This is a genomic window from Paracoccus onubensis (assembly GCF_003591515.1).
Lineage (GTDB): Bacteria > Pseudomonadota > Alphaproteobacteria > Rhodobacterales > Rhodobacteraceae > Paracoccus > Paracoccus onubensis.
The window spans coordinates 132782-147521 of sequence record NZ_QZCG01000008.1; the positions used below are offsets into that span (position 1 = coordinate 132782).

General features: G+C 57.8%; 12 protein-coding genes. 2 read left to right on the forward strand and 10 right to left on the reverse strand.

What is annotated here, in order from left to right:
* Nucleotides 1–150 precede the first annotated feature (150 nt).
* The 3 genes from D3P04_RS12715 to D3P04_RS23120 all read right to left on the reverse strand — a co-directional run bounded on the left by D3P04_RS12715 (nt 151) and on the right by D3P04_RS23120 (nt 2981).
* On the reverse strand, nt 151–669 hold the full coding sequence (locus D3P04_RS12715; RefSeq protein ID WP_119749442.1) for a hypothetical protein: 519 nt from the start codon (nt 667–669) through the stop codon (nt 151–153).
* An 11-nt stretch (nt 670–680) separates the two neighbouring features.
* The gene (locus D3P04_RS12720) at nt 681–2186 is read right to left on the reverse strand and encodes an Nramp family divalent metal transporter (protein ID WP_182912839.1); all 1506 of its coding nucleotides are present in this window, start codon (nt 2184–2186) and stop codon (nt 681–683) included.
* A 444-nt stretch (nt 2187–2630) separates the two neighbouring features.
* Nucleotides 2631–2981 (reverse strand): hypothetical protein, encoded by a 351-nt coding sequence (locus D3P04_RS23120; RefSeq protein ID WP_147391929.1) that lies wholly within the window; start codon nt 2979–2981, stop codon nt 2631–2633.
* Between the two features lie 393 nt (nt 2982–3374).
* Between D3P04_RS23120 and D3P04_RS12730 the strand changes: the two genes are divergently transcribed.
* Complete coding sequence (locus D3P04_RS12730; protein WP_119749446.1) at nt 3375–4367, forward strand: 2-dehydropantoate 2-reductase; 993 nt, start codon at nt 3375–3377, stop codon at nt 4365–4367.
* A gap of 142 nt (nt 4368–4509) precedes the next feature.
* Nucleotides 4510–5283, forward strand: coding sequence for a fumarylacetoacetate hydrolase family protein (locus tag D3P04_RS12735; RefSeq protein ID WP_119749448.1), 774 nt, complete (start codon nt 4510–4512; stop codon nt 5281–5283).
* Between the two features lie 63 nt (nt 5284–5346).
* On the opposite strand, the gene D3P04_RS12740 is transcribed toward D3P04_RS12735, so the two are convergent.
* The 7 genes from D3P04_RS12740 to D3P04_RS12770 all read right to left on the reverse strand — a co-directional run bounded on the left by D3P04_RS12740 (nt 5347) and on the right by D3P04_RS12770 (nt 14596).
* Nucleotides 5347–6081 carry a GntR family transcriptional regulator gene (locus D3P04_RS12740; protein ID WP_119749450.1) on the reverse strand — a complete coding sequence of 245 codons (735 nt, stop codon included), beginning with the start codon at nt 6079–6081 and terminating at the stop codon, nt 5347–5349.
* A gap of 169 nt (nt 6082–6250) precedes the next feature.
* A complete protein-coding gene (sucD, locus tag D3P04_RS12745) occupies nt 6251–7168 on the reverse strand; it encodes a succinate--CoA ligase subunit alpha (RefSeq protein ID WP_119749452.1) in 918 nt (305 codons plus the stop codon).
* Entirely contained in the window at nt 7168–8367 is a 1200-nt protein-coding gene (gene sucC / locus D3P04_RS12750; RefSeq protein ID WP_119749454.1) for an ADP-forming succinate--CoA ligase subunit beta, read from the reverse strand. Before sucC ends, sucD begins: the two co-directional genes overlap by 1 nt.
* A gap of 84 nt (nt 8368–8451) precedes the next feature.
* A complete protein-coding gene (locus D3P04_RS12755) occupies nt 8452–10578 on the reverse strand; it encodes an acetate--CoA ligase family protein (protein ID WP_119749456.1) in 2127 nt (708 codons plus the stop codon).
* 339 nt (nt 10579–10917) lie between these two features.
* A complete protein-coding gene (locus D3P04_RS12760) occupies nt 10918–12516 on the reverse strand; it encodes an SLC13 family permease (protein WP_119749458.1) in 1599 nt (532 codons plus the stop codon).
* A gap of 433 nt (nt 12517–12949) precedes the next feature.
* A complete protein-coding gene (locus D3P04_RS12765; protein WP_119749460.1) occupies nt 12950–13420 on the reverse strand; it encodes an ABZJ_00895 family protein in 471 nt (156 codons plus the stop codon).
* 180 nt (nt 13421–13600) lie between these two features.
* Complete coding sequence (locus tag D3P04_RS12770) at nt 13601–14596, reverse strand: hypothetical protein (protein ID WP_119749462.1); 996 nt, start codon at nt 14594–14596, stop codon at nt 13601–13603.
* Nucleotides 14597–14740: the final 144 nt, after the last annotated feature.

Here is a 14740-nt window from a genome sequence, read left to right on the forward strand (position 1 = left end):
TTCCCGACATCACGAATCGCCGCCTGATTCGCCAGAGGGGCCCGGTCACCGTTATTTTAACCCGCATAAAGCGGAAAGATTGTATTCAGGTCTACTGCCTAGATCCTCTGTCGCCTTTCTGCAATTGGATAAATTTCCTTTCAGTTCTGCTCAGGAGCGCGTCGCCTGTTCCTTGCTCTGCTTCGTGTACGCAGCCTGTTGCGTATATGCGGCCACATATGCGGCAGCAATCGGGTTGCGGTCGCGGATATGCACCCACCACATCGGGGCGATGTTTTCATGAAGCCACATGAAGCCTACGGCGAAGCCCGTGCTGACAAGAAGCTGAAACCCGAAGAACGCAAGCACGCCATCGGAAAGGAGGGACGGGCTGCCGAGATAGAGATTGATCACCACCTCGTAAATGGTGCGTGAGACCGTGTAGCCGATCAGCCAGTAACCAACGGCCGGGGTAATGCCCCCGATCCGGATCCGGGCCTGGGCCAACAGTAAACTGTAGCCCGCCCCGAACAGCGCCAGTGGGATGCCGAGAGCCAGCACCGAAACCACAACGTAGCCGATAGGTAGCCCTCCATAGAGGGCTACCCCGCCGACTGCGAATGACGCGATGACACCGAGCATAGAGCCGGGTAGCAGAAGCTCGGTCATTCGCTTGACGGAATTAGTCATTGCATTTCACCTTAATCCGGCAGCGCGCCAAAGACGACCAGACTGATAAACAGCGCACCGAAGTACAGAAGCGCACCAAACCCGATAATCACGTTGAACGCCATATGTGGACGAATTGCTTTCGGCAACAGCAGGTTGTTGACCAGCAGAAGCACGATACAATAGCCGCCCATCGAGAACGCCGACAGGAATGCCAGCATGCCCAGGATCGCTGTCGGTCCATCGGCGGGTCCGAACAGCAGGATAAGGATCCCGAAGATCGTCGCGCCCCACAGGAAGCCGAAGTAAAGGTGGCCCATCTTGAACTTCTGCGCCCCTGGGACGAAGAAATAGGTCATATCGGCCTGACCGCGGGCAAAGGCGTCGACGATACCCATCGTCCCCTTGTAGCCGACCAATATGATGAAGATGAAGAACAGGGTGCCAAGGAACGCGCCGCCCGCTTCCGAGAATGCGTTGGCCATCGCGCTCAGCGCAGCCTCCTGGTTGCCCTGCTCGAACTGTGCCACCACTTCAGGGCTTATCCGTGATGCGGCCATGGCAAGAATCGTGAAGATGATGGTCACGATCATGGTCGTGCCGAAGAACATCAGGATCGCGTCATAGCGTACCCAGCGATACCAGCCGTTCCACTTTTCCAGTTCTTCCGCGTCATCAGTGTCGACCATGTAACCGGCAACGGGATAGGTTTCCTCTTCCTCGCTATGCGCAAGACCGCGGATTCTCGGGATATGGGCACCGTTACCGGCTCCTTTGTCACGCAGCCACAACGTGTACCACATCTGCTGCATGCCGGATGGTCCGGCAAAGGCGATCGAGCCGACGATGATCGGGAACCATGCCGCCGTCATCATCTCATCGGGAATATAGCCAAAGGCCACCATGCCGGTCAGGGTAAGCCAGAGATCGTTCCACGACCCGATTATCCCCGCGATGATGGCAGAGCCGATGACCAGAAAACCGATCAGGAACGCCATCAGTTTTTCGAGCAGGTCATACACGTATTTCGCGTAGCTGAAGATCAGGGCGATGGAGAGCAGGCCTAGACAGGCGAACCATAACCAGTTGATCCCCGTAATCTTCTCGAACGCCAGCGCACCCGCCGAGATGTGCCCGGGCCAGATATAGGTGGCCATGGCCAATGCAAAGAAGAACCACATCAGGGGCTTCCAGATCCGGGCGGCACCCATGAAGATACTTTCGCCTGTGGCCATGGCCCAGCGCGCCATTTCCATCATCACGACCGTCTGCACCACAACGCCGAGCAGGAACAGCCATCGGATTTCCGGCCCGAACATGAGCACCAGCCGCGGCCACATATAGGTCTCGCCGAGACCCACGCCCACCGCAACGAGGATCATCGCCGGCCCGACGATGTGGATCGCCTGAGGTGCGACCGGGAGTTTGGCGATCCGTAGCGGATCAAGCCCCCCGGCTTTCCAGTATCTTGGTTCGTCCGCGCCCGGCGCTGCTGTGCCTGCCTCGGGGAACGACGAGTCTTTGTTATCGTAATTCACAACAATTCTCCTCCCTAGGGTGAGTCCCTATAAACTTCTCTGCATGCTGATGCTTTGAGTGGTTCGCCTGATCATGAGCAAAAGAGACACGCGATATTGCTGGCTGCGTGCTCGTCAGATGCGACTTGAGGCCCTTTTCCCCAAGGTCCGGGAATGCGCCTGATTCAACGACTGCAAATTGCTGAGCGGGATCATCTGAACCAAATGGCATGGGCTCTGATGGCAGGATACGTCTGAGGTCTGTGGACCCTGCGTATTCGCCAGGATATTTCAGGAACCGGCATGACCCGGAATCCATAACGTTACCCCGATGATCGACAGCGCATTCGCGACAGCGCAGCGCAACAAGTCTGAAAAAAAGGCGGCCGCTCGAAAGCGATCGGACACACCGGGGGTGGCCCGAATCCCAAGCTGACATGCTCAGCATTGGCAAAGGGCCGCCCATTATCGCATCGGCAACGCCTTCGGAATGCTGAAGGACCTGCACGGCATCGCTATATGATACGAGCAATGTTGTGACAGCTTCCCCGGCATCATTCTCCTCCTTGCAATCGTCATTTTCATGATCTGATGTTCACCGCGATCAACGCCGAGTTCATGCATGACCTGGCTAGTCCCGATTTCGTTCATTCTCGCCGCGATACCAGATCCCATCGCCCTCCGTGATGGCTCCCCTGCTCCGGTATCTGGCGCTTCCAGCTTAAAGATGTTGTCCTCTCCGGATGGTTCGGCCCGCTCTCCCCAAGCCAAATCATCCGTCAGGTCATCCGTATCCAATTGTGATAAAGTATTCACATCATCCCTCCCCGTTTGATGTTTCCTACAACTGGTTACTCCTTCGATTGCAGGGCCGACTCGTTGAGCACTTTTCCCGAGGCAAGTCGTTCTGCGGCAAATTGCCTCATGGTAACCACGTCTGGTATAACGTATTACCAATTTGTCATACATGCAACAAATTTGATCAAGGTTCGCGTTCAGCTTTAAAATTCGCGGGATCAACGGCATCAAATTCCGGAATGTATCATTTCTGACCGCATTGTTCCTGCACATCCAGTCCTTTTTCATTCCCCTATCGAATCATCTCAGCATAATCAGCAGAGGTTGACTTGGTAAATTTTCTGGCATTACATATACCACAACTATTCCAAAGCACTCCCTGCCCCCGCATTCCTTGTCAGGAGAGAAATCATGAAAATCTGCGTTTATGGTGCTGGTGCCATCGGTGGTTACATGGCGGTCATGCTGAAGCGTGGTGGCGCCGATGTTTCGCTTATCGCCCGCGGACCGCATCTCATGGCAATTCAGGAACGAGGCCTCACGGTACGGGCTGATGGCGAAGAGATCGTCGAACATATGACTGCCAGCGAAGATCCTGCCGCAATCGGCCCGCAGGATTACGTGATTGTCGCGCTCAAGGCGCATCAGGCATGGGAAACCGCCACAGCGATCACTCCGCTGTTGCACGACGAGACAGCAGTGGTGACCGCACAGAATGGGCTGCCGTGGTGGTATTTCCACGGGCTCGATCCAGCCTATGCGGATCTGCGGCTGCAAAGCGTCGATCCGGGCAACCGTCAGTGGAATACGATCACTCCCAGGCGGGTGATCGGTTGCACCGTCTATCCCGCGGCCGAGATTACCGAGCCCGGCGTCATTCAACATATCTACGGCAATCAGTTCGGTTTGGGCGAACCTGATCGCAGCGAAAGCCAACGCGTCGCAAATCTGGCCGCGGCATTGGATGCAGGCGGGCTGAAATCGCGTATCTTCGATGATATTCGGGACGATATCTGGCTTAAGCTGTGGGGCAATCTCTGCTTCAATCCCATCTCTGCCCTGACAGGCGCGACACTCGACATCGTCGCGACCGAGCCGGGCACCCGCACGCTCGCGCGCGGAATGATGTTGGAGGCGCAGGCCATCGCCGAACATTTCGGTGCCGGTTTTCGCGTGGATGTGGACCGCCGTATCAATGGCGCGGCCAAGGTGGGCGCGCATCGTACATCCATGCTGCAGGATGTCTCTCGTGGCAGGCCCATCGAACTGGACGCCCTGCTGACCTCGGTCCAGGAAATGGGACGCCTTGCCGGTGCCGAAACGCCGCTGATCGACAGCGTATTGGCGCTGGCCCAACAGATGGGACGCGTAAAGGGGATTTACCCGACTTTCCCGGCAAACTGATCCGAACGGGAAGCCGGTCCCGGCTCCGGATCAAGGCCGCAATCGCCAACATCCCCGCCCAGGCAAGAAACAACGTCGCGCGAAATCGCGAAAGCGATCCGGCACGCATAACCAGCCGTATTTTCAGATACAGGAGAAGACGATGACCAAATGGATATGTTTCGAGGAGGATGGGCAGGAACGGATCGGCATTCTGGAAGATGAGCAGATCATCGTCCATAATGGCGATCTGTTCGATGATCCGACGCCGACAGATATTCGACGCCCGCTTGATGCGGTGCGGCTTCTGCCACCTTGCCGCCCGTCGAAGGTGATCGCCCTGTGGAACAATTTCCGGCAACTTGCCGCCAAGCTCGCCGTGCCTGAACCCGAAGAGCCGCTTTATCTTCTGAAGGCGATATCCAGCATCACGGCACCGGGGGCAGTCATCTGTCGCCCGCAAGCTTACGACGGCAAGGTCGTATACGAGGGCGAGCGGGGTATCGTCATCGGCCGCCGCCTCAGAAACGCAACCGAGACCCAGGCTGCAGACGGAATTTTCGGCTATACCTGCGTCAACGACATCACCGCGGCAGAGATCATCAGCCGCGACAAGACCTTTGCCCAATGGGCACGCGCCAAGAGTTTCGACGGTTTCGGCCCGTTCGGTCCGGTGATCGCCACCGATCTTGACCCCATGAGCCTGCATGTCCGCACCGAACTGAACGGCATGGAACGGCAGAACTATCCGCTTGAGGATATGATCTTCCCGCCCGCAAGCCTCATAAGCGCGCTGTCGCGGGACATGACCCTGCTTCCGGGCGATCTGATTTGCTGTGGCACCTCGCTGGGCGTGGGCTCGATCAAGGAAGCGAGCAACTCGATATCGGTCACGATCGACGGGATTGGAACGCTTTCGAATACGTTCACCCAATAAATCGACGAAAAACCCCGATCCCCAACCGGCATATGCCGGGAGGGCCTGCCGCGAATGGCTATGTCAGTCGAACAGGCCTGCGCTATGTTTCTCGATATAATCGGCCAGGCCAAGCGTATGATCGCGGCAAAGCTTCTCTGCCAGCTCGGTGTCACGCTTTTCCAGGGCATCGATGATTGCCAGATGGTCACTGATCGATTGCTTTGCGCGATCGTGACGGCCAATCGTCATTTTGCGGATGCCGCGCACATGCAGGACGATATCCTCGATCATTTCCTGAAGAATGGGCGCACCGGTCATCTGGATCAATGTCTGGTGAAATAACAGATTGGCCTCGGAATATTCGCTCGGATAATCCTCGGGCGCGTGACCGTCGTGGAATTTCTCGAAGATTTTCCGCAATCGCCCGATCTCGGATTTATTGGCATTCAAGGTGATCAGCCGGGCAGCCATGCTTTCAAGAGCCGCCCATATATGGATCATTTCGATCACTTCGCGCTTGGTCTTGCGCAAAACGATGATCCCCCGCCGCGGGACGGATTTCACAAATCCCTGCTGCTCAAGCATGGCCAATGCCTCGCGGATCGGGGTTCGGCTGACCCCCAGGCGCTCCGCCAGTTGCCGTTCGTCAAGCCAGGTGTCCTCGGACACGCTGTAGATATCCATCCCCGTAATCGCCTGTTTCAGCATCGCATAAATACGTGTCTTGAAATTCGGCTCTGCAGCGAAAGGCTCCAGTACAAGGTCCGGGCCTGTCTTGTCGGAAACCGGCCAACGCGTCTGAGATTTGGAACTCACGAGTATCTCCTGCAGTCAACGGGTGGAATTTATAATATCATATCTCAACTGGAACAGTTCACTTGATAATGCAAGGGTCCGGGCCCCGGGCAAATCCAAAGGGACTGCCCGGGACAAGCTTGCAATCGCGACCAATATCCGGGACGAGGAACCAGCCGCATTGGGTTCGCTATTCCGCAGCTGTTGGCTGCGCCTCTTCCGGTTGACCCTTGAGCAGTCCAACCAATGTCTCGCCGATCTTTGCGGGCGTGGGCGAGACCCGGAGTCCCGCATCCCGCATGGCCGCGATCTTGTCCTCGGCCCCGCCTTTGCCGCCCGAGATGACCGCCCCGGCATGTCCCATCCGCCGTCCCGGCGGCGCAGTGCGCCCGGCGATGAAACCGACTGTCGGCTTGGAGCGTCCTCGTCGCGCCTCATCGGCAAGGAACTGGGCGGCGTCCTCTTCGGCCTGACCGCCGATCTCACCGATCATGACAATGGATTCCGTCGCCGGATCCGCCAGGAACAGCTCAAGCACGTCGATGAATTCCGTGCCCTTGATCGGATCCCCGCCGATCCCGACCGCCGTCGTCTGGCCCAGCCCCTGCTGCGATGTCTGGAACACCGCCTCATAGGTCAGCGTCCCCGAACGCGAGACAATCCCGACCGAGCCCTTGCGGAAGATCGAGGCGGGCATGATGCCGATCTTGCATTCATCCGTGGTGATCAGCCCCGGACAATTCGGCCCGATCAACCGGGATTTCGAACCGGAAAGCGCCCGGTTGACCCGTTGCATGTCCAGAACGGGAATGCCTTCGGTGATGCAGACGATCAGCGGGATTTCCGCCTGAATCGCCTCGCAGATCGCGTCGGCGGCGAAAAGCGGCGGGACATAGATGACCGAGGCATCGGCATCGGTCGCCTGACGCGCCTCCAGAACCGTGTCGAAGACCGGCAGGTCCAGATGCGACGATCCACCCTTGCCCGGGGCCACGCCGCCAACCATTTTCGTGCCGAATTCCAAAGCGGCTTTGGTATGGAACGTGGCGGTCTTGCCGGTCATGCCCTGGCACAGAACCCGGGTATCCTTGTTGATGAGAATGGACATCAGTTGGAGCCTCCGACCGCCTTGACTATCTTTTGCGCGGCATCGTCGAGATCGTCGGCGGAAATGACGTTCAGTCCCGACTCTTCGATGATCTTCTTGCCCTCGGCGACATTCGTGCCTTCAAGGCGCACCACCAGCGGAACGGAAAGCCCGACCTCTTTCACGGCCGTGATGATCCCCTCGGCGATCACATCGCAACGCATGATGCCGCCGAAGATATTGACAAGGATGCCTTTCACATTCGGATCCGCAGTGATGATCTTGAACGCCGCCGCCACCTTTTCCGCAGTTGCGCCGCCGCCGACATCAAGGAAATTGGCGGGCGCTCCGCCGTGATACTTGATGATATCCATCGTTCCCATGGCCAGACCGGCGCCGTTGACCATGCAGCCGATATCCCCATCAAGCGCGATATAGGACAGGTCATGGCGCGAGGCCTCGATTTCCTTGGCGTCCTCTTCGGTTTCGTCACGCATTTCCGCGATATCCGGATGTCGGGGCAGCGCATTGGAATCGAAACCGATCTTCGCATCCAGACAGCGCAGCTCGCCGTCGCCGGTCAGCACCAGCGGGTTGATCTCCAGCATCTCCATATCACGAGCCATGAAAGCCGTGTAAAGTTTACCGGCCAATGCTCCCGCCTGTTTGGCAAGATCACCGGTCAGCCCCAATGCCTTTGCCACAGCGCGGCCATGATGCGGCATGAACCCCGTCGCCGGATCGACGCCAAGCGTCAGGATCTTCTCGGGCGTTTCATGCGCCACCGCCTCGATATCCATCCCCCCCTCGGTCGACACCACGAATGAGGTGAAGCCGGTCGCGCGATCGACCAGCAGGGACAGGTAGAATTCCTTGTCGATCTGTGACCCTGCCTCGACGTAAAGCCGGTTCACCTGCTTGCCATCAGGGCCTGTCTGCACCGTGACCAGCGTATTGTTCAGCATCTGCGCCGCATGTTCGCGCACTTCATCGGCGGACCGGGCCAACCGCACGCCACCGCCGGCATCCGCACCCAGTTCCTTGAAACTGCCCTTGCCGCGCCCGCCGGCATGGATCTGCGCCTTGACGACGAAAACCGGCCCGGGCAGCTTCCCTGCCGCGGCCTTCGCCTCATCGGCATCCATCGCGGCGAACCCGTCGGGAACCGGCACGCCATAGGATCTCAGGACATCCTTGGCCTGATATTCATGTATATGCATCTTGTGATTTTCCTTGTTCGGACAGCCTAAATCCCCGGACGACCCGGCTCCGGCGCAAAGCCGGAACCGGACCACCCGAAAGGATCAAAGCAGGCCCGCGCCCCTAGCCCATTTATATTTGGCGCCCAGCACTTCGACCGGGAGTTCGGTGGAATAGGCATAGGCGGGAATGCCGTGCTGATAGAGATATTCCGCCGCTTCCTCGACCTCGACATCACCGGCAAGCGAAGCCACCATCGGCTTTTCGATACCCTTTGCGGCCATCTCTTCCTTCACTTCGACCATGAGCTTGGCGAAGACCATGGGCGGCGTGACGATGGTATGCCAGTAACCCAGGATCAGGGAATGGATGCGGTCATCCTCCAGCCCCAGACGGACCGTGTTCTTATAGGTTTCCGGCGGCTCGCCCCCGGTGATGTCCACCGGATTGCCCGCCGCGCCGAAGGGCGGGATGAACTTGCGGAAAGCCGCGTCCAGATCGTCCGGCATCGACATCAGGTTCAGGTCATTGTCGACGCAGGCATCCGACAGAAGCACCCCGGAGCCGCCCGCGCCGGTGATGATCACCACGTTTTCGCCTTTCGGCACCGGCATGACCGGAATGCCCCGCGCGAATTCCAGAAGCTGCTTCAGCGACCGGGCGCGAATCACGCCGGATTGCTTGAAGACATCCTCGTAGATTTTGTCATTCCCGGCCAAAGCCCCGGTATGCGAGGATGCGGCCTTGGCACCGGCCGAGGTCCGCCCGGCCTTCAGCACCACCACCGGCTTGGTTTTCGAGACGCGCTTGGCGACTTCGGCAAAGGCCCGTCCATCCTTCAGATCCTCGCAATGCTGGGCAATGATCTTGGTGTTCTCATCCTGTTCGAAGAAGGTCAGCAGGTCGTCCTCGTCGATATCGGACTTGTTGCCCAATCCGACGATCGCCGACACCCCCATCTTCGCCGAGCGAGAGAAGCCGATGATCGCCATACCGATCCCGCCCGATTGCGACGACAGCGCCGCCGATCCCTTCACATCGTAAGCGGTACAGAAGGTCGCGCACAGATTGTCCGGGGTGTAATAGAACCCATAGATATTCGGCCCCATCAGGCGGATATTGTATTTGCGGCCGATCTTGACGATCTCTTCCTGTAACTCCGGCTCACCTGCTTCGGCGAATCCTGACGGGATCAGCACCGCGCCGGGGATTCCCTTTTCGCCGCATTCGGTCAATGCGCCTGCCACGAATTTGGCCGGGATGGCAAAGACAGCGGTGTCGATATCGCCCGGCACATCCTTGACGCTTTTATAAGCCTTGTAGCCAAGGATCTCGTCCGCCTTCGGGTGAATCGGATAGATATCGCCGTTATATCCCCCATCGATAAGATTGCGCATGACCGAGTTGCCGATCTTGCCCTGTTCGTTCGACGCGCCGATGACCGCCACCGCACGCGGGCGCATCACCTTGTTCATCGCGGTCACGATCTCGTCCTGGCTGGGCCGGTGACGGGGTTCGGGCTGGTCATGATCAAGAACGATGCGCACATCCGCAGCAATTGCGCCATCTTTGGTCGCAAAGACCGGGTTCAGGTCAAGCTCCGAGATTTCCGGATGATCGCTGATCAATTGCGAAACCCGTACGATCATATCGGCCAGCGCCTCGCGACTGACCGGGTCGCCCCCGCGAACGCCCTTGAGCATTTCGGACGCCTGGATGCCGTCAAGCATCGACAGCGCCTCGGCATTATCGACGGGCGCAAGCCGGAAGGTGATATCCTTCAGGACCTCGACCAGCACACCGCCAAGGCCAAAGGCCACCAGCTTGCCGAAGCTGCCATCGGTCACGGCGCCGATAATGACCTCCTGCCCCGCCGGCACCATCTGCTGAACCTGAACGCCACTGATATCGGCATCGGGTTTGTAGTTCTTCGCATTGGCGATGATCGTGTCGTATGCCTTGCGCGCATCGTCGGCCGTTTCCACGCCGACGATCACCCCTCCGGCATCTGTCTTGTGAAGGATGTCCTGCGAGACGATCTTCATCACCACCGGGAACCCCATATCAGAGGCCAGTCTGGCGGCGTCGTCAGCACTTGTCGCCAGCCCCTCATCGGGGACCGAGATACCATAGGCATCGCATAACAGCTTGCCTTCAGGCGCGGTCAGAGCCGTACGGCCCTCGGCCTTTACCGCCTCCAGCGTTTTCCGGACATTGGTCTTATCAAGCATGTTTCCCCCTCCTGACGGACATGTCGTCATCGAACCACGCCGCCCATGCCGGAGCATCGCAGTTCATTGCCTGGTATTATGAATGATGGATGCCAGAAAGCAATCCTGTCAACCCCAAGTTTCCGGAACAGCGAAAAGAAGACAGCAACATGGCCGATTTTGGCCATTCCGGTCAGTGCTATAACCGGATTCCAATCATTTTTGCCGCGCCCTTGAAATATTCATGGGCGCGGCAGGGGAAATCCGGATCGCAGGCAATCCCTGGGTCAGGTGCTGATATCTTTCGGCGGATCCGCGGATTCTTACCGGTCAACAGGGCCGAATGCCCCGAAAGCTACATCAGAACGTCAGCCCCATGGCGAAACCGCCGATAAGGTAGCAGGTGCCGGTAATCAGCAATATGCCGATTATGTTCAGCACCACTCCGCCTCGGGCCATCTGGGCTATCGTCACTCTGCCGGTACCGAAGACGATAGCATTGGGCGGGGTGCCGACAGGCAGCATGAAGGCGCATGTCGCGGCAAAGGCTGCCGGGATCAGCAAACTCATCGCATCAGCCCCGATCCCAAGCGCGACACCACCAAGAATCGGGATGAAGGTCGCCGCAGTCGCGGTATTCGAAGTAATCTCGGTCAGGAACAGGATAATCGTGACGACTGCCGCGACCAGAAGCAGATTGGGAAGCGCACCAAGCCCCTGCACCTGGGCACCGAACCAGCTATCCAGCCCGGAGGCCGCCACCGCCGAGGCAAGGCTCAGCCCCCCACCGAACAGCAACAGCACTCCCCAGGGCAGACCGTTTTCGGCATCTTTCCAGTTCAAGACCATCTGAGTCCTTCCCTTGCCGGGCAGAAGGAACATCACCAGCCCCGCCGCAACGGCAATCGCCGTATCGTCCAGACTGCCAAGCCAGGGCAGCGCCGCATCGATCGCCGGGATGCTGCTCAGAAGGCCCGGCGCCACCCACAGGAAGGCCGCGGAAATGAAGACAAGCATCACCATGCGCTCTCCCTGGCTAAGTGGGCCCAACGCGGCGATCTGATCGTCGATCATCTTCCGGCCACCCGGGATCTCGGGCAGATCGAAACGATAGAGAAAGCGTGTCATGAATATCCAGGCGATGAAGATGAACCCGAAAGCCAGCGGTACGCCCAGAAGCATCCATTCCAGAAATCCGATCTGGCGGCCAAGCTCGTCCGAGGCATAGCCTGCGACGATGGCATTAGGCGGGCTGCCAAGCAGCGTACCCAATCCACCCATGGAAGCAGACCAGGCGATCGCCAGCAGCAGGCAGACACCGAATGACGCAATATTGCGATCCTCGATGACGCGGGTAAGCTCTGCGCCCGCCGGCGGCGTCTGCGCCGATTCACCTTCTTCCTGATCTGCCTTGCCGCGATCCGTCATCAGCGACAGGACCGACATCCCGATGGGCAGCATCATCAATGTCGTTGCGGTGTTCGAGACCCACATGGACAGAAAGCCGGTCGCCAGCATCATCCCCAGCACGATCTGCCGCGGCTGCACCCCCACTCTGCGCAGGGTCAGCAATGCCACGCGACGGTGCAGGTTCCATTTTTCCATTGCGATGGCGATCAGGAAACCGCCGAGGAACAGAAAAACGATGGAGCTTGCATAGGGAGCGGTGGCCTCGCCGACCGTGCGCTCGGTCAAAGCCGGAATCAGAACGATGGGCAGCAGCGCAGTTGCCGACAGGGGGATGGCCTCGGTCATCCACCAGATCGCCATCAACGTGCCGATCGCGGCGACGATGCGGGCATCGGCCGGCAGATCGTCCGAACCACCCAGCAGCAACCACACAGCTCCCGCCGCAACCAGTCCCATCAGGCGCAGAATCCAGGTTAACCGCGCCGACCGTTCGCTACCTGCACCGTCGTCGTATTCACCCTGCTGGTGCATTTCTTCCTCAAGCTTCATTTCTGCGCCTTTCCCTACTCATACGATCTACTCTGTCCGATCAGAGCACGACATCCAGCCGGGCCGGTCTGGCCTCTTCCCTTGTTCGGCCCTTCATAGCCCCCGGTCCGAACCGGCAAACCCTGTGCGTTTCCGGATGGCCGAAATTCCCGAATCCAGCGGCACCGCTGCAATCGAGGTTTTCATGATAGCCACAATCCCTCGACACCCGCGGTGAGCCGATATTCGCATTGTTCCGTCGCGTCTCCCATCAGAGCCGGACCTTCGGACAAAAAAGGGGCATGAGTCTATTGTGGTTATCCGAAACCATGCATCACCATGCATCACGCCAATTCCGGCGCCTGCGACCTGTTCGGTTTCGGGACCATGACATAACGCCGGATTGGCGCGGCGGACTTTCCGGGCTACCGCTATGGGCGGCGGGTGGAACCGGCTAACCGCGCGCCTGCATTTTTTCTTTCACTTTCTGCGCCTGCCGGGCACCGAATCCGAAACTGAATCTGCATAAAACCGAAAGAAGCAAGGAAACGACGACCAGAATCCCGGCAAGGATTGCAACCGAAGCAGGTTCGCGCAGCATCTCGTCCAATTCGGGGAATAATCCCAACAGATAAACCGCGATGAACACCGCAACGCCCAGCAGGGTCGAAGTCAATGCAAAACTGAAACCTGCCTTCCATGCGAAACCGCGCTGGGGACGCTGGCCGGTCCGGTTGAAATACATCGTGCCGACCTGCATCGCCGATAATGTGGGAATGACAACACCCATTGCGCTGCTGTCGAAGCTGAACTGAAAGAACATCTCCAAAGCCACGAGCAGCAAAAATACCGCGACCGAAATCAGCAGATACAATCCGGCAAAGATCAGGGTCAGCGTTTTCAATGATGCGTTGGACTGTGTCATGCTGGGCAATATCCTCTGGAACAGGCGGTCAAAATCTCACGATCCCATATATGTCGCAAGTGATATTGATCATGTCGATACTGCGAATGAACCCATGCCTGACAGGCGTGCTGCAGTAATGCCCGGACCGAATGACAAAGCCCCGGGAAAAAGTGAAAAGGCGACACCACCTTCCCGGAGTCACCGGTTACGAAGGGCATTCAACTGCAGTTCATGGATCACCCTGAAAACCTTTTGCAGCAATTCCAGCTGTTCTTCCGTAAATGTGATGGCTGGTTCGGTTTCATACGGCACCTTCAGATCAGACATGTCGAACAAATCGGCCGAATCCCCGAAATATTCCTTCCGTATTGCCTCGTTCCCATCCGCGCAATCATTCATGATCTGACAGCGCAGATCATATGGCAGCATCACCCTTGTCGCTCCGGTATCCGGAATGCCCAGCTTATGAAGCCGGCGATAGATTTCTCTGGCCCTGTAACTCTTGAAACGGGCCAATTGGCTCATCACGGCAAGCGCATCCGCATGAGGCGCCTTGTTGCCGAATGATCGTCCTTCCGCGGAATAAAGGTTCTCATGGCCGATCAAGGACAGGAAATCCGCCGCAACATCCCCGGAAACAAGATGATCCTTCTCATACCGCCGCACAATCATCCGGGCTTCAGGGAATGCGTCTTTCCAGCTTTGGATGATGTCATTGTAATTCACGCCTCTCGCAGCTTTTTGTATTGCGACGTAGTCCTCAAGACCTCCGACGAAACTCCCGGTCTTGGCGCGCTGAGCATATAACGATTCCAGATACCTGTCCTGCCGCCTGATATAACAGACGATTTTCAGACTGATATCGGCTTCGTTGATATGCTCCCTTATGATGGACGACAATTTCGCCGCCGCCGGAATTCTGAACAACATCTCGCTGGAGACAACGACATCGCGCATATCTTCGAACTGCGCGGTTTTGAAAATCTCGGCGCAGATATTGGCTGCCTCTCTTGTTCTGCCGTTTCCAAGGGTGACGGCGAGGCGATTGGCTTCCTGCATCTTCGGTGCAGGGGTCACATATCGCAGCCCCTTCTTCTCAAATACCGCGCGATTCCTGAGCAGATAGGTCTGGAGTGATGAAGAACCTGTCTTCTCCGACCCGATATGCAGCCATAAATTCCTTGCATCAGCCATTTCACCCTCTCCTGTTTTCCTGTCATATAGATTTACCGAACCATCTCGTATCCTGAAGTCCGCATCATGGTCTCTGGGTTTCGGCATATACTGACCTCCTCGTTTCTGAAGACCAGCTGCCACCCATGAACCGCTACGGTTTTC

Bases quoted from the DNA above. Each gene is read 5' to 3' on its own strand.
- D3P04_RS12770 (WP_119749462.1), bottom strand. From the start codon at position 14,596: ATGGCTGATGCAAGGAATTTATGGCTGCATATCGGGTCGGAGAAGACA.
- D3P04_RS12765 (WP_119749460.1), bottom strand. From the start codon at position 13,420: ATGACACAGTCCAACGCATCATTGAAAACGCTGACCCTGATCTTTGCC.
- D3P04_RS12715 (WP_119749442.1), bottom strand. From the start codon at position 669: ATGACTAATTCCGTCAAGCGAATGACCGAGCTTCTGCTACCCGGCTCT.
- D3P04_RS12735 (WP_119749448.1), top strand. From the start codon at position 4,510: ATGACCAAATGGATATGTTTCGAGGAGGATGGGCAGGAACGGATCGGC.
- D3P04_RS12730 (WP_119749446.1), top strand. From the start codon at position 3,375: ATGAAAATCTGCGTTTATGGTGCTGGTGCCATCGGTGGTTACATGGCG.
- sucD (WP_119749452.1), bottom strand. From the start codon at position 7,168: ATGTCCATTCTCATCAACAAGGATACCCGGGTTCTGTGCCAGGGCATG.
- D3P04_RS12760 (WP_119749458.1), bottom strand. From the start codon at position 12,516: ATGAAGCTTGAGGAAGAAATGCACCAGCAGGGTGAATACGACGACGGT.
- D3P04_RS12755 (WP_119749456.1), bottom strand. From the start codon at position 10,578: ATGCTTGATAAGACCAATGTCCGGAAAACGCTGGAGGCGGTAAAGGCC.
- sucC (WP_119749454.1), bottom strand. From the start codon at position 8,367: ATGCATATACATGAATATCAGGCCAAGGATGTCCTGAGATCCTATGGC.